The sequence below is a fragment of the Phaeobacter sp. JH20_29 genome (assembly GCF_048056175.1).
Taxonomy (GTDB): domain Bacteria; phylum Pseudomonadota; class Alphaproteobacteria; order Rhodobacterales; family Rhodobacteraceae; genus Phaeobacter; species Phaeobacter bryozoorum.
On sequence record NZ_JAYMWO010000013.1, the window covers coordinates 562,244 to 583,330 of the forward strand.

The 21,087-nt window shown below is 63.3% G+C and carries 18 protein-coding genes; 16 read left to right on the forward strand and 2 right to left on the reverse strand.

Annotation, left to right across the window (positions count from 1 at the left end):
- Positions 1 to 75 precede the first annotated feature (75 nt).
- The 6 genes from fabI (at position 76) to trpE (ending at position 7,085) form a co-directional block, all read left to right on the forward strand.
- Positions 76 to 894 (forward strand): enoyl-ACP reductase FabI, encoded by an 819-nt coding sequence (gene fabI / locus VWZ85_RS12470; RefSeq protein ID WP_340545684.1) that lies wholly within the window; start codon positions 76 to 78, stop codon positions 892 to 894.
- Positions 895 to 991: 97 nt separating this feature from the next.
- Positions 992 to 1,606, forward strand: coding sequence for a LysE family translocator (locus VWZ85_RS12475; protein ID WP_416542242.1), 615 nt, complete (start codon positions 992 to 994; stop codon positions 1,604 to 1,606).
- Positions 1,607 to 1,656: 50 nt separating this feature from the next.
- Entirely contained in the window at positions 1,657 to 2,160 is a 504-nt protein-coding gene (gpt, locus tag VWZ85_RS12480) for a xanthine phosphoribosyltransferase (RefSeq protein WP_340545686.1), read from the forward strand.
- Between the two features lie 207 nt (positions 2,161 to 2,367).
- Entirely contained in the window at positions 2,368 to 3,558 is a 1,191-nt protein-coding gene (locus VWZ85_RS12485; protein WP_416588536.1) for an aminotransferase, read from the forward strand.
- A 158-nt stretch (positions 3,559 to 3,716) separates the two neighbouring features.
- On the forward strand, positions 3,717 to 5,558 hold the full coding sequence (locus tag VWZ85_RS12490) for a SurA N-terminal domain-containing protein (RefSeq protein WP_416588539.1): 1,842 nt from the start codon (positions 3,717 to 3,719) through the stop codon (positions 5,556 to 5,558).
- 15 nt (positions 5,559 to 5,573) lie between these two features.
- Positions 5,574 to 7,085: an anthranilate synthase component I gene (gene trpE, locus VWZ85_RS12495; RefSeq protein ID WP_416588542.1), complete on the forward strand. Its 1,512-nt coding sequence runs from the start codon at positions 5,574 to 5,576 to the stop codon at positions 7,083 to 7,085.
- A gap of 165 nt (positions 7,086 to 7,250) precedes the next feature.
- Here the strand turns inward: trpE and VWZ85_RS12500 are convergent, their stop codons facing one another.
- The gene (locus VWZ85_RS12500; protein WP_416588544.1) at positions 7,251 to 8,954 is read right to left on the reverse strand and encodes a divergent polysaccharide deacetylase family protein; all 1,704 of its coding nucleotides are present in this window, start codon (positions 8,952 to 8,954) and stop codon (positions 7,251 to 7,253) included.
- Positions 8,955 to 9,153: 199 nt separating this feature from the next.
- Here VWZ85_RS12500 and VWZ85_RS12505 point away from each other — a divergent pair, with 199 nt between their 5' ends.
- The 7 genes from VWZ85_RS12505 (at position 9,154) to lexA (ending at position 14,714) form a co-directional block, all read left to right on the forward strand.
- Positions 9,154 to 9,735, forward strand: coding sequence for an anthranilate synthase component II (locus VWZ85_RS12505; protein WP_340545691.1), 582 nt, complete (start codon positions 9,154 to 9,156; stop codon positions 9,733 to 9,735).
- Positions 9,732 to 10,763 carry an anthranilate phosphoribosyltransferase gene (trpD, locus tag VWZ85_RS12510; RefSeq protein WP_416588546.1) on the forward strand — a complete coding sequence of 344 codons (1,032 nt, stop codon included), beginning with the start codon at positions 9,732 to 9,734 and terminating at the stop codon, positions 10,761 to 10,763. Before VWZ85_RS12505 ends, trpD begins: the two co-directional genes overlap by 4 nt.
- Entirely contained in the window at positions 10,760 to 11,413 is a 654-nt protein-coding gene (locus tag VWZ85_RS12515; protein ID WP_416588549.1) for a uracil-DNA glycosylase, read from the forward strand. The genes trpD and VWZ85_RS12515 overlap by 4 nt, the downstream gene beginning before the upstream one ends.
- Positions 11,414 to 11,427: 14 nt before the next feature.
- Positions 11,428 to 12,240, forward strand: a complete 813-nt coding sequence (trpC, locus tag VWZ85_RS12520; RefSeq protein ID WP_416588550.1) for an indole-3-glycerol phosphate synthase TrpC — start codon at positions 11,428 to 11,430, stop codon at positions 12,238 to 12,240.
- Complete coding sequence (gene moaC / locus VWZ85_RS12525) at positions 12,240 to 12,710, forward strand: cyclic pyranopterin monophosphate synthase MoaC (protein WP_340545695.1); 471 nt, start codon at positions 12,240 to 12,242, stop codon at positions 12,708 to 12,710. Before trpC ends, moaC begins: the two co-directional genes overlap by 1 nt.
- Positions 12,711 to 13,883: a gephyrin-like molybdotransferase Glp gene (glp, locus tag VWZ85_RS12530; protein WP_416588553.1), complete on the forward strand. Its 1,173-nt coding sequence runs from the start codon at positions 12,711 to 12,713 to the stop codon at positions 13,881 to 13,883.
- A 153-nt stretch (positions 13,884 to 14,036) separates the two neighbouring features.
- Complete coding sequence (lexA, locus tag VWZ85_RS12535) at positions 14,037 to 14,714, forward strand: transcriptional repressor LexA (protein WP_340545697.1); 678 nt, start codon at positions 14,037 to 14,039, stop codon at positions 14,712 to 14,714.
- Positions 14,715 to 14,782: 68 nt separating this feature from the next.
- Here lexA and VWZ85_RS12540 read toward each other — a convergent pair whose 3' ends face one another.
- Complete coding sequence (locus tag VWZ85_RS12540) at positions 14,783 to 16,843, reverse strand: ComEC/Rec2 family competence protein (RefSeq protein WP_416588555.1); 2,061 nt, start codon at positions 16,841 to 16,843, stop codon at positions 14,783 to 14,785.
- Between the two features lie 79 nt (positions 16,844 to 16,922).
- Between VWZ85_RS12540 and gltX the strand changes: the two genes are divergently transcribed.
- The 3 genes from gltX (at position 16,923) to VWZ85_RS12555 (ending at position 20,964) form a co-directional block, all read left to right on the forward strand.
- The gene (gltX, locus tag VWZ85_RS12545; RefSeq protein WP_416588557.1) at positions 16,923 to 18,323 is read left to right on the forward strand and encodes a glutamate--tRNA ligase; all 1,401 of its coding nucleotides are present in this window, start codon (positions 16,923 to 16,925) and stop codon (positions 18,321 to 18,323) included.
- A 126-nt stretch (positions 18,324 to 18,449) separates the two neighbouring features.
- The gene (locus VWZ85_RS12550; RefSeq protein ID WP_340545700.1) at positions 18,450 to 19,745 is read left to right on the forward strand and encodes a citrate synthase; all 1,296 of its coding nucleotides are present in this window, start codon (positions 18,450 to 18,452) and stop codon (positions 19,743 to 19,745) included.
- A 331-nt stretch (positions 19,746 to 20,076) separates the two neighbouring features.
- Positions 20,077 to 20,964 carry a calcium-binding protein gene (locus VWZ85_RS12555; RefSeq protein ID WP_416534864.1) on the forward strand — a complete coding sequence of 296 codons (888 nt, stop codon included), beginning with the start codon at positions 20,077 to 20,079 and terminating at the stop codon, positions 20,962 to 20,964.
- Positions 20,965 to 21,087 lie beyond the last annotated feature (123 nt).

The window sequence follows — 21,087 nt, forward strand, 5'->3', positions numbered from 1 at the left end:
AGACAGCGCTCTTGAAGCGCCTCGCCTGACAGACTAAACGTCGTCTAATTCGAATATCACAGGCGGAGAACCTGCATGTCTAGTCAACTGATGGCCGGCAAACGTGGCCTCATCATGGGCCTTGCCAATGATAAATCCATCGCGTGGGGCATTGCCAAAGCCTGCGCCGACGCCGGCGCCGAGCTTGCGTTTTCCTACCAGGGCGATGCCCTGAAGAAACGCGTCGACCCGCTGGCGGCGCAGCTTGGCAGCGATATCGTCCTGCCCTGCGATGTGGCCGATGAGGGCTCCGTTGATGCGCTGTTTGCAGCACTGGAAGAAAAATGGGGCAAACTGGACTTTCTGGTGCACGCCATCGGCTTTTCCGACAAGAACGAGCTGCGCGGTCGCTATGTCGACACCACCCGTGGCAACTTTCAGATGACCATGGATATCTCGGTCTACTCCTTCACATCGGTGATGCAGCGCGCCGAGAAGATGATGTCCGAGGGCGGCAGCGCGGTCACACTGACCTATTACGGCGCCGAACAGGTGATGCCACATTATAATGTCATGGGTGTCGCCAAGGCCGCGCTCGAAGCATCGGTCAAATACCTTGCCGAAGATCTGGGCAAGGACGGCATCCGTGTCAATGCGATCTCTGCCGGACCGATCAAGACGCTGGCCGCCTCGGGCATTGGTGATTTCCGCTACATCATGAAATGGAACGAATATAATTCGCCACTGCGCCGCAACGTGACCATTGATGACGTGGGCAAATCCGCGCTTTATTTGCTGTCGGATCTGTCCTCCGGCGTGACCGGCGAGAATCTGCACGTGGATGCCGGCTATCACGTCGTCGGGATGAAGGCGGTTGACGCCCCTGACATCGATGCGGCAACCGGGCGCAAATAAACACGGGTCCAGCAGATGCTGCGCGCATCTGCACCACAGAGAATGACACAGCAGGCGCGCGGCCCACGCGCGCCTCTTCCAATGACAGGGACCCACCATGACACTCGCCGCTTTTACCGCTTCCGTCCTCCTGTGCCTGATGGCCGCCATCAGCCCCGGCCCCGCCGTTCTGATGGCTGCGCGCGTCGGCCTGGCCCATGGCTGGCGCAGTGGTCTGGCGCTGGCGATTGGCATCGGTGCGGGTGCGGTGTTCTGGGCCTCCGCCGCGCTCTTCGGGCTGAACCTGCTGTTTGACTATGCCCCCTTCCTGCTGACCCTGCTGAAAATCGGCGGCGCCATGTTCCTGATCTACATGGCCTGGAACATGTGGCGCCATGCCAGCGAACCGATGTCGCAGGACAGTGACACACAATTGCCGCAGACCGCTTTTGCGGCCTTCCGTCTTGGGATCTTCACCCAGCTGGCCAACCCCAAGCCGGCCGCCTTTTTCGGCGCCGTTTTTGTCGGCACCGTTCCCGAAGGCAGCAGCAGCCTGGCCCTTGCCGCGCTGCTCACCTGCATCTTTCTGGGTGAAGTCACTTGGAACACCCTCGTGGCCCGTATCTTCTCCTTTGAGAAAACGCGCCGCGGGTATATCAATCTGAAACATGTGATCGACCGGGTCTTTGGTGGTCTGCTGGCCGCCCTCGGCGTCAAGATCGCCGCCCTCTGAGGACAGATGCACGATCCCGGACGCCAGACCCTAACAGGAGCATCAAAAACATGACCGATCGTCTGCCTCATGAAAAAGGCTTTCATATTTCCTGGGACCAGCTGCACCGCGACAGCCGCGCATTGGCGTGGCGTCTGGACGGGCAAGGCCCCGACGAAGGCGCCTGGCGTGCCGTTGTCGCCATCACCCGTGGCGGCATGGCTCCGGCCATGATCGTCAGCCGCGAACTGGATATCCGCATCGTCGACACGATCGGGGTGAAATCCTATCATCATCAGGATCAGGGACAGGCGGAGGTGCTGAAAGCCCCCGACGCCGAACTGATGGGCAACGGTGAAGGCGTGCTGATCATCGACGATCTGGTCGACAGCGGCAAAACTCTGGAACTGGTGCGCCAGATGTATCCCAAGGCGCATTTTGCCACCGTCTATGCCAAACCCAAAGGTCGGCCGATGGTCGATACCTTCATCACCGAGGTGAGCCAGGACACCTGGATCTTCTTCCCCTGGGATATGGCGCTGCAATATGTCGAACCCTATCGCGGGACCGACTGATCATCGACTGACGGACCACCAACCGTCACACGACGCATGGAAAGACGCACCTTAGGGGGCGTCTTTTTTCGTTTCCGCGCCGGGGATCTGCTGGGATTTTTCCGGCGCAGGTCAAACCCCCTTGCAAAACCGGCGCAGTTGCGGCGGAGTGGCCAAAGCGCGCCATGGCTCTGGCCGGTGACGCGCCGACGCAAGACAGGACACCCGATGCCACAGGCCCGTTTTCCCCACGCCCGCACCAAAGACACCTTTGTCTCGCCCATCGTCGATTCCCGGCGCTGGTTGGAGGGGCTGAACCTGCCTGCTGACATGCCGCTCCTCAATCTCAGTCAGGCGGCGCCTGCGGACCCGCCCCCCGAGGGGCTGCGCCGCGCCATCGCCGAGGCCGCCCTTGGCGACGACAGCAGCCACCTTTACGGTGCGGTACTGGGCCGGGACAGCCTGCGCGCCGCGCTCGCCGCAAAGATGGGCCGCCACTATGCGGCCGACCTCACGGCGGGTGATGTCGCCATCACCACCGGCTGCAATCAGGCCTTTGCCGCGACCATCGCGGCGCTTTGTGGTGAGGGTGATCAGGTCATTCTTCCGACCCCCTGGTATTTCAATCACAGAATGTGGCTCGACATGCAGGGGGTCGAAACCTGCCCGCTGCCGGTCGGCGCAGCCATGCTGCCCTGCCCGGATGCCGCTGCAAAGCTGATCACCGACCGGACCCGCGCCATCGTTCTGGTCACACCGAACAATCCCTGCGGGGTCGAATATCCCGGCGGTCTGGTACAGCGGTTCTATGATCTTGCCCGTGCCCATGATCTTGCCCTGATCGTGGATGAGACCTACCGCGACTTTGACAGTCGGGATGGCCCACCCCATGGGCTGTTTCAGGATCCCGGCTGGTCCGACACGCTGATCCATCTCTATTCTTTCTCCAAGGCCTATCGGCTCACCGGGCACCGGCTGGGTGCCGTGGCCGCGCATCGCGATCACCTGCAGGAGATGGAGAAGTTCCTCGACACGGTCACCATCTGCCCGGCGCAACTTGGTCAGGTCGGCGCGCTCTGGGGGCTGGAAAACCTCGACGACTGGCTCGCCGCAGAGCGTCAGGAACTGCTGCGCCGCCGCGCTGCCATCGAGTCCGGGTTTGCGCCGCTGGCGGCGCGTGGCTGGCAGCTGCTCGGTTGTGGCGCCTATTTCGCCTATGTGGCCCACCCGTTTGACCAGCACAGCGACCCGCTGGCCCGGCGTCTGGTAAAAGAGGCAGGTATCCTGATGCTACCCGGCAGCATGTTCACGCCCAAGGGTGATCCATCGGGCACGCAGCAATTCCGTATCGCCTTTGCCAATGTCGACACATCCGGCATCCGGACCCTGTTCGACCGGCTGGCAAACTGGGCCCCGTGAGCTGAGGCCTCCGCAATCTCACCCTCTCACCCGCTCTGAACGCAGGCACAGATCAGTCGTCCCTTGCCCCTTTCAAGGTGGCAGCGTATTCAGAGCCTCGACATTTCAGCATTCCCGGCTGCCCCGTGCAGTCCGGCGACCGGCAATACGAGGACATCATGGCTGCAGGCATGAAAAAACTATCAAATACATTTGTCTGGATCCTGATGGGGATGCTGATCATCGGCCTCGCCGGCTTTGGTGCGGTCAATTTCACCGGATCGGTGAACTCGGTTGCGGTGGTCGGAGATCAGGAGGTCTCGGTCGATGACTACGCCCGCGAATTGCAGCGCGAACAGCGCGCGCTGGAGGCCCAGACCGGCCAGCGCATTCCTATCGCGCAGATGACAGCGCTTGGTCTTGATCGCGTGGTACTGGGACGGTTGATCGCCATCGCCGCACTCGATCAGGAAAGCAGCAATCTGGGCCTGTCCATCGGCGATCAGAACCTGTTCGACGAAATCAGCCGGATCCCGGCGTTTCAGGACGGCAGCGGCGCTTTCAACCGCGACACCTATCAATATGCGCTGGACAATATCGGCCTGAGCGAAGCCGCCTTCGAGGCCGACCTGCGTCGCGAATCCGCCCGCACCCTGGTGCAGGGTGCCATCATGGCAGGCACCGAAATGCCCGACACGCTGCGCGACACGCTCACCAGCTATGTCGGCGCCCGTCGCAGCTTTGACTGGCTGCCGGTCAGCCCCGACAGCCTCGCCCTGACGGCCGTCGACCCCAGCGAAGAAGAGCTGCGCAGCTTCTATGAGGCGCATATCGACCGCTTCACCCTGCCCCGCACCAAGGTCATCACCTACGCCGCCCTGCGCCCCGATGCGCTGGTTGACGAAATCGAGATCGACGCCGCCGCGCTGGAACAGCTGTTCAACGAGCGCAGCGATGAATATCAGGTGCCCGAGCGCCGTCTGGTGGAACGTCTGGTCTTTGCCAACACCGAAGCGGCCGCCAGCGCCAAGGCGCAGCTCGACATCAATGGCAGCACGTTTGAAGCACTGGTCGCCGATCGTGATCTCAGCCTGCAGGACGTGGATCTGGGCGATGTGACCATGGGCGACCTCGGCGGCGCCGGACAGGACGTCTTTGCCGCGCAGGTCGGCGATGTGGTTGGCCCGCTCGACAGCGATCTCGGCCCGGCCCTGTTCCGCGTCAATGGCCGTCTTGAGGCACGCGTGACCAGCCTTGATGATGTCAAGGACGAGCTGCGCGCCGAGCTGGCAACCGACCGCGCCCGCCGCCTGATCGAAACCCGCGCCGAGGACATCAACGACATGCTCGCCGGCGGTGCCACGCTGGAAGAGCTGGTCAACGAACCCGGCATGGAGCTGGGCAAGATCGACTGGCACAACGGCAGCACCGATGGCATCGCCGCCTATGACGGGTTCCGCACCGCCGCTGCCGCTGTCAGCACCGAAGATTTCCCCGAGGTCGACTTCCTCGAAGATGGCAGCCTCTTTGCCATCCGCCTGGATGAACAGCTTGAGCCACGCCCCGAACCCTTTGCAGAAGCTCAGGACAAACTGCGCGCCGCGTGGCAGGAGCAGCGCCTTCAGGATGCCACCGTCGCCGAAGCCGAGCGTCTGGCCGACCTGCTGAAGAGCGGCGATGCGCTGCCCGAGGGCGTTGAGCTTACATCCGAAACCGGCCTCACCCGCGCCGCCTATATCGAAGCAGCCCCGCAGTCGCTGATGGCCCGAGTCTTTGATCTGGCCGAAGGCGAGGTCGCCGTGGTCAGCGATGAAAGTGCTACTGTTGTGGTGCGCCTCACCGAAACCCTGCCGGTGGCCGACACGCCTGAGATGGCTGCGCTGGCCGAGGCGATGGGCACCCAGCTGGATCAGGCGCTTGCTCAGGCCCTGTTCGAAGCCTTCGTGCAGGACGCCCAGACCCGCGCCGCGCCGCGCATCGACCCGCAGGCGCTCAATGCCGTGCAGGCCAACTTCCAGTAATCAAGGCAGATCCAGATGGCCCTGACCCCCGATTTCGAGACCTTTGCCAAAGCCTATGAGGCCGGTGAAAACCAGGTTGTCTACACCCGGCTTGCCGCCGACCTCGACACGCCGGTGTCGCTGATGCTGAAGCTGACAGGCGCCCAGAAAGACGCCTTCATGCTGGAGTCCGTCGCCGGCGGTGAGGTACGCGGGCGCTATTCGATCATCGGCATGAAACCGGATCTGGTCTGGCGTTGCCACGGGGAGCGCTCGGCCCTGAACCGCTCGGCGCGGTTTGATGCGGATGATTTCACCGCTCAGGACGGCAACCCGATGGACAATCTGCGGGCGCTGATCGCCGAAAGCAGGATCGAGCTGCCCGATGACCTGCCGCAGGCGGCGGCCGGTCTTTTTGGCTATCTCGGCTATGACATGATCCGGCTGGTCGAACATCTGCCGAACGTGAACCCGGATCCGCTTGGCCTCCCCGATGCGCTGATGCTGCGCCCCTCGGTGATCGCCGTGCTCGACGGGGTCAAGGGCGAGGTCACAGTGGTCTCCCCCGCATGGGCCAGCGAAGGCCAGTCGGCCAAGGCCGCCTATGCCCAGGCTGCCGAGCGGGTGATGGACGCGGTGCGCGATCTGGAACGTGCCATGCCCGCCGAAAGCCGCGACCTTGGCGACGCCGACGAGGTTGCGCCCCCGGTGAGTAATTTCACCAAAGAGGGCTATATGGCCGCGGTGGAGAAGGCCAAGGACTACATCCGCGCCGGTGACATCTTCCAGGTGGTGCCGGCACAGCGCTGGACACAGGCCTTCCCGCAGCCGCCTTTCGCGCTTTACCGCTCCCTGCGCCGCACCAACCCCTCGCCCTTCATGTTCTACTTCAACTTCGGCGGCTTCCAGGTGGTCGGTGCCAGCCCCGAAATCCTGGTGCGCGTCTTCGGGCAGGAGGTCACCATCCGGCCGATCGCAGGCACCCGCCCGCGCGGCGCCACGCCCGAGGAAGACAAGGCGCTGGAACTGGATCTACTGGCCGACAAGAAAGAGCTGGCAGAGCACCTGATGCTGCTGGACCTCGGGCGCAACGACACCGGCCGGGTGGCGAAGATCGGCACCGTGCGCCCCACCGAAAAATTCATCATCGAACGCTACAGCCACGTGATGCACATCGTCTCCAACGTCGTGGGCGAGCTGGCGGAGGACAAGGACGCGCTGGATGCCTTCTTTGCCGGCATGCCCGCAGGCACCGTCTCCGGCGCGCCAAAGGTGCGCGCGATGGAAATCATCGACGAGCTGGAGCCGGAAAAACGCGGCATCTACGGCGGCGGTGTTGGCTATTTCTCGGCCGGCGGCGACATGGACATGTGCATCGCGCTGCGTACCGCCATCGTCAAGGATCAGACCCTCTATATCCAGGCCGGCGGCGGCGTTGTCTATGACAGCGACCCGGAGGCGGAATATATGGAGACCGTCCATAAATCCAACGCGATCCGCCGTGCCGCCGCAGATGCGGCCCGCTTTACCGGCAACGGCAACGGCTAGCCCCGGACAGAACCGCAGCCCCCGAGAGGCTGCGCGCCCGGCATCTCATGCGCGCGGCATCTCGACCGCCTGTCATCTTTCCCAAAATACTCTCGCCGAAGGCAAAAAAGGCGTCCCTCGTTCAGAGGGGCGCCTTTTTTACGCGGGCTCAGCCCGGTGCGCCGATCACTCGGCCTGCACCTGCGCCCGCAGCGAGGCCGACACCGGCGCCAGCGCAACCCGGTTGGCACGATCCTGAAGCCCCCAGATCAACAGCGCCGAAATCGTATCCGGCTGTACCCGACCCAGCATGATCACCGCACCTTCCTGCCCGGCGCGGAAGGCAGCCTGATCCAGGAACCGGCGAATGGCCCGGGGATCCTGTCCGGCGCCATCGAAATCACGGAAGACCACACCGGCCGGCACCCCCTCACGCAGCGCCAGTTTCTGCACGGTATTCAGACCGGCATCCTGCGTCACCATCCCGTAGCCCATCGCGCCAAGCGCCGTGGCCATCTGATCGGCCAGCGGGCGGTTGCCCTGAAACCCGGTCTCGACCCCTTCCAGCACGGCGACAGCCTCCGGCAGGGTCTCCAACCAGACCTGCAAGGCTGTTTCGGCATCCTGTGGCCCCGCATCGCGCGGCAAATCCGCCACCACCATGACCTCGAAACCAGCCGCGCGATGGCGGGCCATCTTGGCTGCGGCCTCGGGATCTTCGGGATCCAGCGCAAAGGTCAGCGGATAGGGGAAATCCTGCAAGGCTTCGGCGCCAATGGCCTCCGCATCGTCAATCAGGACAATCGACATCAGCGCGCGCCCGTCCTCCGGGGTAAAGGGCTGGGCATTCTGCTCAAACGGCACCCCGGCGGATGGCGTCGCAATCTGGCTGCCAGCGGCAGGGGCCTTGGCGTCATCGCGTTCGGTCAGCGGGCGCACCGGCGTGCCGATCTGCGGACGGCCAGCACTCTCAGAGGCTGAAGCGGATGGTTCTGGCGTGGAATTGGTGGTCGGCAGATCCGCAATCCGCCGCGTCGCTGGCGCCGTCGATGCTGCTGACCCGGTTCCGGCACTTTCTGGCTGGCCGACGCTTTCTGGCTGCGAAGGCTTGGCCTGGGCATCACTGGCCGCTGGCTGCGTGCCCACCTGCGCTGGTCCGGCGCGGCCGGGCGCCGGCAGCACAGGTGTCGGTGTCGGCCCGGGGGCCGCCCCAAGCGCCGGACCTGACGCCCCGCGCGTGGCTGGGCTGCTCAGCACCGGATCACCGGTTGTAATATTCGGCACCGGCAGACGGCTGGCGGCTGCGCTGCCGCTTGGCTCCTCGTCGCTGGGTGCAGCTGTTGCCGCGGTGCGGCTGTCGCCACCCGGATTGGCCTCAGTGCCCTGATCCGGAGTGGAGGCCAGCCGGGCTGGGGCTTCGCTTGCTGCCGCAGGCACCGGCGGCTGCGCCGGATCCGACACCACGACAAGCCTCTGCTCCTGACTGGGCGCATTGGGGGCCGGCAAGGCCTCAACTGGGGTAACAGGCGCATCGCGCCCGACATCAATGGCAGGCGCGCCGACACCGCCCGGAGCAGCACGGGTGCCGCTCCCCAGTTCGGTGCCAACTTCAGGACGTTCCGCCGGACCCGTATCGGCATCGGCCAGCGCCGCCAGATCATCGCCCACGACCTGCGGATCCAATGCGGCGGGCGGTGCCTCCACCAGATCTGGATCGGTGCCGCCACCGTCAACCGGCGTTTCCGCCGCCGGAGCCTGCACGACGCTGCGCGCCGGTACAGCCACGCTGACCTCGACCGATTTGGGCAACGGCACCGACAGCGACCACACCACGGCGCCGCCTGCGGCCACCAAGGCCCCGAAACTCACGCCTCCAAGAAACCCTCGCATCTCTGTCCTGCCTCTCGTTGCCTTCTGGAACCGGTCGCATTCTGTCGGTCAAGCCGCCCCAACACCCCGTGGCCCGATTGGCCTGGCCGCTGCTGGTGATGTGCACTTGACGCTGCCGCGCAACCCTGAACATGTATGTCGCGACCACTATACTGCGGCGCGGCCCCGGCCCGCCAGCCCTTAAACGAGCCCCGCGACTATGCTGCTGCTGATCGACAACTACGACTCCTTTACCTACAACCTCGTGCATTATCTGGGCGAATTGGGCGCTGATGTGCAGGTCCATCGCAATGATGCGCTGAACGTACAGGATGCGATGGCGATGAACCCCGCCGGCATCCTGTTGTCGCCGGGACCCTGCGACCCCGATCAGGCCGGTATTTGCCTGGCCCTGACCGAAGCCGCCGCCGAAACCCGGACCCCGCTGATGGGCGTCTGCCTTGGCCACCAGACCATCGGTCAGGCCTTTGGCGGCAAGGTCGTGCGCTGCCAGGACATCGTTCACGGCAAGATGGGCACCATGCACCACAACAACACGGGACTATTTGCCGGTCTGCCCTCCCCCTTTGAGGCGACACGCTATCATTCGCTGGTGGTGGAGCGCGACAGCCTGCCGGACAGTCTGGAGATCACCGCAGAGCTGGAAGATGGCACCATCATGGGGCTACAGCACAAGACTCTGCCGATCCACGGCGTCCAGTTCCACCCGGAATCCATCGCCTCCGAACACGGACATGCGCTGCTCAAGAATTTCCTCGACGTGATGAAGGTGCCCGCATGAGCAATCAGATGAAGCCGCTGATCGACGCCGCTGCGGATCGCCCTCTCAGCCGGGCCGAAGCAGAGGCCGCCTTTACCCATCTGTTCGAAGGCAATGCCACGCCCAGCCAGATGGGCGGCCTGCTGATGGCCCTGCGCACCCGTGGTGAAACGGTGGATGAATATGCCGCCGCCGCCGCCGTGATGCGCGCCAAATGCAACCCCGTCGTGGCCCCAGCGGGTGCGATCGACATCGTCGGCACCGGCGGTGATGGCAAGGGCACGCTCAATATCTCAACCGCGACCGCCTTTGTCGTCGCGGGGGCCGGGACCGTTGTTGCAAAACACGGCAACCGCAACCTGTCGTCGAAATCCGGCGCAGCGGATGCGCTTGGCCAGATGGGCATCAACGTCATGGTCGGGCCGAAAGTGGCCGAACAGGCGCTGCGCGAAGCAGGCATCTGCTTCATGATGGCGCCGATGCATCATCCGGCCATCGCCCATGTCATGCCCACCCGGCAGGAGCTGGGCACGCGCACGATCTTCAACATTCTCGGCCCGCTTACCAACCCGGCCGGTGTCAAACGTCAGCTCACCGGCGCCTTCAGCCGCGATCTGATCCGCCCGATGGCCGAAACCCTCGGGCAGCTGGGAGCCGAACAGGCCTGGCTGGTGCACGGCTCCGACGGCACCGATGAGCTGACCATCACCGGCGTCAGCTGGGTTGCGGCACTGAACCCAGGTGGCAATGTCACCGAAATGGAGATCCACCCCGAGGACGCAGGCCTGCCGGTTCATCCGTTTGAGGCAATCGTCGGCGGCACACCCGAAGACAACGCAAAGGCGTTTGAGGCGCTGTTGTCAGGCGAAGCATCCGCCTACCGGGACGCGGTGTTGTTGAACTCTGCCGCCGCCCTGCTGGTGGCAGGCGCCGCGGATGATCTCAGAACCGGCGTCGAGATGGCGCGCAGCAGCATCGACAGCGGCGCCGCACGGGGCAAGATTGAAGCCGTCGCGCGGATCACTACAGCAGCTGCTGACAGCAAATGACCCCAGACCTCCCCGTTCCGGGTGGCTGGGGTGACCTGCCGTTTTTTGCCAATGATTATGCAAGCATCGCCAAGGCGGTGGCGGATGATCCACGTCAGATCCTGCCGCCCGTGGCGCAGCGGCTGGCGGCGCTGGAACTGACGCCGCCCGACCGCACCCGCGTTGTCATCCTCGGTCAGGATCCCTATCCGACGCCGGGTCATGCTCATGGTCTGGCCTTCTCGGTGGAGCCGGATGCCCGCCCCTTACCGCGCTCCTTGAACAATATTTTCAAGGAGTTAAGTGCTGACCTTGGTGTCGAGAAACCCAATGGCGACCTGCGCGGATGGGCCCGTCAGGGTGTCTTGCTGCTCAATACCGTGCTCAGCGTGCCCGCAGGTGAGGCCAACGGCCACAAGCATCTGGGCTGGCAGGCGCTGGCCGATCAGGTGCTGGCCCGGAGCAGTCAGCGCCCGACGGCCTACATATTATGGGGTAAACAGGCCCAAGGGCTTGAAAAACATATTCAACCGGGCGATCACCTTATTCTGAGGACGGCCCATCCTTCACCCCTCTCGGCGCGCCGCGGCTTTTTCGGATCGCGCCCGTTTTCGGCGGTGAACAGCTGGCTGGCCCAACGCGGGCAGCCGCAGATTGATTGGAACGCGTGACCGGAGGCGTCAAGATGACTGAAACTGTGCTGGACAAGATCAAGGCCTACAAGCTGGAAGAGGTCGCCGCCGACAAGGCCGCCAAACCGCTTGAGACGGTCGAGGCCGAGGCCCGTGAAGCCGATCCGGTGCGCGACTTTGCCAAGGCGTTGATGGCGGCCGGCCGTCAGGGTTACGGGCTGATCGCCGAGATCAAAAAAGCCAGCCCCTCCAAAGGCTTGATCCGCGAAGACTTCGATCCCGCAACCCTCGCCAAAGCCTATGAGGACGGCGGCGCAACTTGCCTGTCCGTGCTAACTGACACGCCCAGTTTTCAAGGGGCAAAGCCGTTTTTGCCAGCGGCCCGCAATGCCTGCGCCCTTCCGGTGCTGCGCAAGGACTTCATGTATGATACCTATCAGGTGGCCGAGGCCCGTGCCCTTGGCGCCGATTGCATCCTGATCATCCTCGCCTCCGTTTCCGACATGCAGGCCGCCGAACTGGAGGCCGCTGCCTTTGAATGGGATATGGATGTGCTGCTTGAGGTTCATGACGAGGAAGAGCTGGACCGCGCCTGCAAGCTGAAATCGCCCCTCCTCGGCATCAACAACCGCAATCTCAAGACCTTCGACACCACGCTCGACACCACGCGCACCCTGTCGCGGCTGGTGCCTGCGGATCGCACCATCGTCTGTGAAAGCGGTCTTGCGACGCCCCAGGATCTCTCCGACATGGCGCGGTACGGCGCCCGCAGTTTCCTGATCGGCGAAAGCCTGATGCGCCAGGCGGATGTGACCGCCGCAACCCGTGATATCCTCGCAAACCCGCTGATGCCGGGGGCCATGTGATGGCGCTCACACATTTCGACGGCAAGGGCGATGCCCATATGGTCGACGTCTCCGACAAGGCGGTGACGGCACGGATCGCCACCGCCGAAGGTCACATAAGCATGGCGCGTGAAACCTTTGATATCATTTCGGAAGGTCGGGCAAAGAAAGGCGACGTTCTGAGCGTTGCCCGGCTGGCAGGCATCATGGGTGCCAAGAAAACGCCAGATCTGATCCCGCTCTGCCACCCGCTTCCGGTGACCAAAGTTGCCGTCGAACTGTCGCTCGATCCGGACCTGCCGGGGGTGCGCGTGGAAGCCACCGTAAAAACCACGGGCCAGACCGGCGTCGAGATGGAGGCGCTTACGGCTGTCTCCACCGCCGCGCTCACCGTCTATGACATGGCCAAGGCGGTGGATAAGGCGATGCAGATCGGCGGCATTCGCGTAACATTGAAAGACGGCGGAAAATCAGGCCGTTACGAGGCGTAGATGATCTCAGTATCCGAGGCCCTCGACACAGTTCTGAAACTGGTGGCCCCGATGCGGGTCGAAACGGTGCCGCTGCGCGCCGCAGCCGGTCGCGTTCTGGCGGCGCCGGTCTCGGCCAATCGCGACCAACCGCCCTTCGCTGCCTCCGCGATGGATGGCTACGCGGTAAAGGCCGCCGAGGTTGAGCGTGACGCCATGTTCAAGGTGATCGGAGAAAGCGCCGCCGGTCATGGCTTCAAGGGCCGCGTCGGCCCCGGTCAGGCGGTCCGTATCTTTACCGGAGCGCCAGTGCCCGAAGGCGCTGATTTTGTGGTTATCCAAGAGGATACAAGCCGCACCGGATCCCTGATCACGATCTCGGATCATCCGGGGCCCGGCAACAATATCCGTGCCAAGGGTGGCGATTTTCAGCTCGGCAGCACGATCACGGCGCCGCGTCTGCTGTCGTCTGCCGATATCGCGCTGCTGGCCGCGATGAACATCGCCGAGGTGCCGGTGCATGTACGTCCGACCGTTGCCCTGATCTCGACCGGCGATGAACTGGTGCTCCCCGGCGATACGCCCGGCCCCGACCAGATCATCGCGTCCAACACCTTTGGCCTCGATGCGCTGCTCACGGCGGCTGGCGCCCGCGTCCGCATTCTGCCAATCGCCCGCGATACCGAAGGCAGCCTGCGCATGGCCCTGGATCTGGCCCGCGAGGCGGATCTGATCGTGACCATTGGCGGGGCCTCGGTGGGCGATCATGATCTGGTTGCCGGGGTGACCGAAAGCCTGGGTATGGCGCGCGCCTTCTACAAGGTTGCGATGCGCCCGGGAAAGCCGCTGATGGCCGGGACACTGGGCCGGTCCGCCATGGTCGGCCTGCCGGGAAACCCTGTGTCTGCAATGGTTTGCGGCCATGTCTTCCTGTTACCGATGCTGCGCGTCATGCAGGGGCTCCCGCCCCATGGTCCGCAACCGGCCGAGGCCCCCCTGGCGCAGGACCTGCCGGCCAACGGCCCGCGTACCCACTACATGCGGGCGCGGCTCAGCGCGGCCGAGCTGCATGTGTTTGACGATCAGGACAGCGCCCGGCTGACATTGCTTGCCGAGGCCAACGCGCTTGCCATCCGTCCCGCCAATGATCCGCCCCGCGCCAAGGGCACGATGCTTGCCTACCTTCCGATCTGATCGGATACGGCGATGCACGTCGGCGGATTTCACTTTGCCAACAATTCAGCATCAATTCGGCTGCGTTTGACAGGTTTCATGCGACATGCCGTTGACACAAAACGGGAACATGCGTAGAACAAAGCGAAACATCGAGCGGCTGAGAGGGATGTCATGCTGACGAAGAAGCAACTGGACTTGCTGGATTTCATCAACACACGTCTGCAAAAGGATGGCGTCCCCCCAAGTTTTGACGAGATGAAGGTGGCGCTTGACCTGCGCTCAAAATCGGGCATCCACCGGCTGATCACCGCTTTGGAAGAACGCGGATTTATCCGCCGCCTCGCACATCGTGCCCGCGCGATCGAGATCATCCGCCTGCCGGACAGCCTCGGCAGCGCCCAGCAGATGACAGAGGCAGCGCCATCCGAACCGGCCAATCAGGTCTCCGCCCCGGCAATGATCGCCGCGATGGAGCTGCCCGTGATGGGTCGCATCGCCGCCGGTGTCCCGATTGAGGCGATTAACCAGGTCTCCCATCAGGTCGCGGTCCCGGCCTCCATGCTGTCAGCCCAGGGGCAGCATTTCGCGCTGGAGGTCCGTGGTGATTCAATGATCGAAGCCGGCATCAATGATGGCGATATCGTTGTCATCCGCGAAACCTCCGTGGCTGACAATGGCGATGTGGTGGTTGCGCTGGTCGATGGACAGGAAGCCACGCTGAAACGCATCTACCGCAAAGGCAGCACCATTGCGCTGGAGGCGGCAAACCCGGCCTATGAGACCCGCCAGTATCCGCAGGATCAGGTAAAGGTGCAGGGCCGCCTTGTCGGACTTATCCGCACCTATTGACCAGAGGGTCGCCCTCGAAGGTTACCCGCCCCAAGAAACACGCCTTTGAAAGAGGCTGTCGAGGATTATCACCTGTCGCGCTGTGGAGTATGGCTCCACAGTCGGTCACCAACCACGTCGCTCGCCGAGATCCAGCGCCCGTCCGGTTGCAGTTGCACACTGCCAAGGGTGCGCAGGCTATCAGCATCAAACACCCTGCAGCCCCCCACCGGTGACAGTGGGATCGCGCTGACCAGCACCGCGTCCGCCGAGCAATCGCTCAGCGCTTCTGCGGCCGTCTTGCCAATCACATGGATCAGCGGCTGATCAGAGATCGCGAGATACGCCGACACCGATTTGCCCGCAACGCTGGGCGCCGCCACCGCGATCCGCTGCCACAGCTGCGCACGCTCGGCCTGGGTTAGCAGGCTGCCGTCGTTCTCCGCCCATCGCTCGGCCGCATAGCCATGCCCCTTTGCGCGGGACAAGGCGCGGCCCTGCGCTGTCATCACGCCAACCAGCCCACCATTTGGCGCGATCAGGACCACGGGTCGGGGATGTCCGTACCAGAGCCCCGCTGCCGCCAGCAGAACCGGCAGACCAACCCAGCGCAGCCGCCCCCGCCAGAGGGCCAGCAGCAGCGCGCCGAGGGCAACCAGCGGCAACACCACGGCGGGCGGCATCTGGACCGCACCCTGCGCGCCCTCCAGTCCGGCCACCCAATTGGCAACCGACAGGATCCAGCGGATGCCGAGGTCCATCAGCGCCAACCCGACACCGGATGCCCCGACCGGTGCGAGGCAGAGCGCCAGCACCGCCGCAGGAACCACCAGCAACCCCATAACCGGCACCGCCAGAACATTGGCCAGCAACCCGTAGTGAGACAGCATATTGAAATGCGCCGCCCCAAAGGGGGCCGTGGCAACGCCCGCAACCAGGGACGACAGCACCACCCCACCCACCATCCGCAGCCAGCGCGCGCCACCCGGCGCAACGTGATCCCGCAGCGCGCCGAAGACGACCACCAGCGCCGTTGTCGCCGCAAAACTCATCTGAAACCCGGGGCCAAGCAGGCTTTCCGGGCGGATCGCCAGGATCACCAGTGCCGCAAGCGCCACAGCCCGCAGCGACAGGGCGCGCCGATCCAGCAGCACCGCGCCCAGCATCATCGCAACCATGACATAGGCACGGGTACTGGCCACCTGCATGCCTGACAGCAGCAGGTAGGCGCTCGCCGCAAGCAGCGCACCAACCGCGGCCAATTTCTTGGCGTTTACCCGCTGCGCATAGGCCGGAACCAGCGCCATCAGCAGCCGCAGGCCGCCAAAGACGACGCCCGCCAGAAGCCCCATGTGCAGCCCTGAAATTGCCAGCAAATGTGCAAGGTTGCTGGCTCTAAGCGCCTCCAGTTCCACCTGCGGGATGGCAGAGCGATCCCCGGTGGTGATGGCCGCGGCAAAGCCACCTGTGGCTTTCGGCATCTGGTCACGGATACGGTCGGAAATCCGCTGTCTCAGCTGCTGTACGGGCAGATCAGACCGGCTCGGCTGAACGCGCAGAACCGGCACCCGCGTATAGCCAACAGCCCCCAGGCGCTGAAACCAGGCGTGCCTGCGAAAATCAAAGCCATGGGGCTCCACCGGTCCCTGCGGCGGCATCAGATGTGCGGTGGTCATGACCCGGTCGCCGATACCCGGCAGCGCGGCCCCGACCGGCAGTGACAGCCGCACCCGTGCCGGAGTGGCCCCAGCCGCCAGACGGTCCAGCACAGGCTGATCGAGGGTGATGCGCAGCCGGTCCCGGGCGGAGCGATCTATCGCGATTACCCGCCCTTCGACCGGGCCGTAATAGCGAAAGCTCAGCACCGGGGCGGCAACCGAATGGGCGCGCATCCCGGCGGCCGTAAAGCCAAGCGCGATCGTCACAATCGCCCAGCCCAGAAACACCAGCCCGTCCTGCCTGTCACCACGTCGCAACAGCAGCGCCCCAGCCAGCGCAACGCCGCCCAGGCCGAAATAGTGAACCGCCACAGGTTCAAACCGCAGAGAAAAGAAAACCCCGATCCCGGTGCCGAACAGGACCGGCACCCAGGGAAACAGCTCCCCGCGCTGGGATTGCAGCAGACTGTCAAGAATGCCCAGGGCGCGCATGCTTGCTCCTTGCCTTCTGGCTCGGTAGACAGGCGACAAAACTACCCTTTCCATGGTTTCCAAAAGGTAAATCACCCCCATGTCCAAACCGGTCGTCACCCGTTTCGCCCCCTCGCCCACCGGCTATCTGCATATCGGTGGTGCGCGCACCGCGCTGTTCAACTGGCTTTATGCCCGTGGGCGCGGCGGCAAATTCCTGCTGCGTATCGAGGACACCGACCGCGAGCGCTCCAACCCCGAGGCGACCGCCGCCATTCTACAGGGTATGGCCTGGCTGGGTCTGGATCACGATGGCGAGGTGGTCAGCCAGTTCGAAGGCGCCGAACGTCATGCCGCCGTTGCGCGTGAACTGCTTGAGGCGGGCAAGGCCTATAAGTGCTTTGCAACGCAGGACGAAATTGCCGCCTTCCGCGACCAGGCCAAGGCCGAGGGCAAATCGACGCTCTATCGCTCGCCGTGGCGTGACGCCGATGCCAGCAGCCATCCCGATGCGCCCTATGTGATCCGCATCAAGGCGCCGCAGCAGGGCAGCACCGTCATCCGAGACGAGGTTCAGGGCGATGTCACCATCAAGAACGAGCAGCTTGACGATATGATCCTGCTGCGCTCGGATGGGACGCCCGTCTACATGCTGGCCGTGGTGGTGGATGATCACGATATGGGCGTCACCCATGTCATCCGGGGCGATGACCACCTCAACAATGCCGCGCGCCAGATGATGATCTACGAAGCCATGGGCTGGGATGTTCCGGTCTGGGCCCATATCCCGCTGATCCATGGCCCTGATGGCAAGAAACTGTCCAAACGCCACGGCGCCCTCGGCGCGCAGGAATACCAGGCGATGGGCTATCCGGCTGCGGGCATGCGCAACTATCTGGCGCGTCTCGGCTGGAGCCATGGCGATGACGAATTTTTTACGGATGAGCAGGCCCGTGACTGGTTCGACCTTGACGGTATCGGCAAAAGCCCGGCACGATTTGACACCAAGAAGCTCGAAAACCTCTGTGGTCAGCACATTGCGATCAGCGATGATGCTGCGCTGCGGAATGAGCTGCAGGCCTATCTTGCCGCTGCTGGCAAGCCACAGTTAAATGACGTTCAGTCAAACGATATTGAACGTGCGATGTATTGCCTCAAGGACCGCGCCAAGACTTTTCCGGAGCTGCTTGAAAAGGCTCATTTTATTCTGGCTTCACGCCCGCTCGATCTCGACGAGAAGGCGGCGAAGGCCCTGGCATCTGTATCCGACGGTATACTGAGTGAATTGACGCCGCAGCTGCAAAATGCTAGCTGGTCCCGAGACGATCTGGAGGCGCTTCTGAATACATTTGCAGAAGCACGGGATACCAAGTTCGGCAAACTGGCAGGCCCGTTGCGGGCAGCGCTGGCAGGCCGTGCGGTAACACCTTCAGTTTTCGATATGATGCTGATTCTGGGCCGGGACGAAACACTGGCCCGACTCGCCGACGTTGCCGACTGACCCCATCGTTAACCGCTGGGTAAGCCGGTACAGCTATGACCTCACCTGCGCGGTTGCCGTGCAGGTGCTGCCTGCACAAGGCGGGGGCCTCCCCCGCTTTCGCGCCTGTATCAGGAAGGGACATCTATGACCGATACAAAGAAAACCGCCCAGCTCAGCCTGAATGGCGAAACTTACGAGCTTCCCATTTTTTCGCCGACGACCGGGCCTGATGTTCTTGATATCCGCAAGCTCTACAGCCAGGCCGGTGTGTTCACCTATGATCCCGGTTTCACCTCGACCGCAAGCTGCGACAGCACGATCACCTATATCGACGGCGGCAAGGGTGAGCTGCTGCACCGCGGCTATCCGATCGACCAGCTGGCATCCAAATCGCACCACCTCGAAGTCTGCTACCTGCTGCTTTATGGTGAACTGCCGACCGCAGCCCAGCTGGAAGATTTCGAGACCCGCGTGACCCGTCACACCATGGTGCATGAACAGATGCACAACTTCTTCCGTGGCTTCCGCCGCGACGCGCATCCGATGGCGACCCTGGTGGGTGTTGTGGGTGCGATGTCGGCTTTCTATCACGACTCCACCGACATCAATGACCCCTGGCAGCGTGAAGTGGCCGCGATCCGCCTGATCGCCAAACTGCCCACCATTGCTGCGATGGCCTATAAATATTCCATCGGCCAGCCGTTTGTGTATCCGCGCAACGATCTGGATTACGCGGCCAACTTCCTGCACATGTGTTTCTCGGTTCCGGCAGAGGAATATCACGTCGACCCGATCCTCGCCCGCGCGATGGACCGGATCTTCATTCTGCACGCCGATCACGAGCAGAACGCGTCGACCTCGACCGTGCGTCTGGCGTCATCGTCCGGCGCGAACCCCTTTGCCTGTATCGCTGCGGGCATCGCCTGCCTCTGGGGTCCGGCCCACGGCGGCGCCAACCAGGCCTGCCTGGAAATGCTGAAGGAAATCGGCTCCGTTGACCGGATCCCCGAATTCATCGAACGCGCCAAGGACAAGAACGATCCGTTCCGTCTGATGGGCTTTGGCCATCGGGTCTACAAGAACACCGATCCGCGCGCCAAGGTGCTGAAACAGTCCGCTGATGAGGTTCTGGAGCTGCTGGGCGTTGAAAACAACCCGCTGCTGCAGGTCGCCAAGGAACTGGAGCGCACTGCGCTCAACGATGAGTATTTCATCGAGAAGAAACTGTTCCCGAACGTCGATTTCTACTCCGGCATCATCCTTGAGGCGATGGGCTTCCCGACCTCGATGTTCACCCCGATCTTCGCGCTGTCGCGCACCGTCGGCTGGATTTCGCAGTGGAAAGAAATGATCGCGGATCCGCAGAACAAGATCGGTCGCCCGCGCCAGCTATACCTCGGCGAAACCGCCCGCGATTACGTCGACATCGAAAAGCGCTGACCGGCAGCCGGTCTGCCCAGACCTCGCTGACCATCACAGATATGAGCCCTGCCTCCTAGGAGGCAGGGCTTTTTCATGGCCCCAACCTTGCAACCCCCAAGGCGCGCGCCCGCGCCGCAGTGCGACACATCTTTAGATTGCAGGTCCGCGCCTTTCGGATAGGTCAACAATCAAAAGGTTAGGTCCGGGATGTTTCCAATGCAGAAACCCGGTTAACCCTTTTCATCGCATTTTACTCAACTACGAAGGGTTTCGATTGACGAATTTTGACCTCGGCAATAGGCATAATCGCAATTGCTAATTAAACCTTAACGGGAGACGCACCGTGCTAATGCTTATGACAATGTTGGGGGTCGGCCTGCTGGCGGGTGTGATCATCAACGATTCCGACGATTCCGACAGCAATGACTCCAACGCAGATGAAAGCGGTAACGAGGAAAACGCGACCGTGATCGAGGGCAGCGAGGGTGCCGACCTGCTGTTCGGCACCACCGGCAGCGAAAACCTGCTTGGCGGTGAGGGTGACGACAATATCGACGCACGCGGCGGTCCCGATACGATCGAAGGCGGCGCAGGCGACGACCGGCTGGACGGTGGCTCGGCAAATGACAACGTCTTTGGTGGCGATGGTGATGACACTCTCATCGGTGGCAATGGCGATGATTTCATGCGCGGCAATGCCGGTGACGACACGCTGATTGACACCCGCGGCGCGGATCATCTGGTCGGCGGTCAGGGCAATGACCTGATCATCGCCGCAGGCATTCTGGACGAAGGCGCCTATGAAGACATCGTTCAGGGCCGCGAGACGCCGACCTCCGCAGCCGAGGTCAACGCCCTGCTGAACTTTGACTACACGGCGGATCAGGACGCTGCTGGCGATACCATCAATGCCGGTGCCGGTGACGACTCCGTGCTCTTTGGTCTCAACGATACGGTGACCGGTGGCAGCGGCAACGACAGCTTCGAAACCGGAGCCTGGCTGACCGAGGATGAACAGGCAACCATTACCGATTTCACGGCGGATGATGACCGGGTGGTCTATTACTACGACGAAACCGAAGACGAGCCGGAGCTGGAGGTGATCACCCGCGCAAATGAGGACGGCGGCACCGATGCCTATCTCGTTGCAGACGGCGAGGAGGTCGTGCGCCTGATCAATGCCGGAGCCAGCTTCAACCTGGCCGAACATGTCGCCCTGGTGGCCCGCAGCAGCTGACCAGGTGATCTGCCGGGCCGGGTCAATTGATCCGGCCCGGTCCGGCAGGACCGTTGGCGCAAAAAGAAACCCGCCCCCGCGCAGTCGATGCGCATCAGGGGCGGGTTTTGCATTTCAGGAACG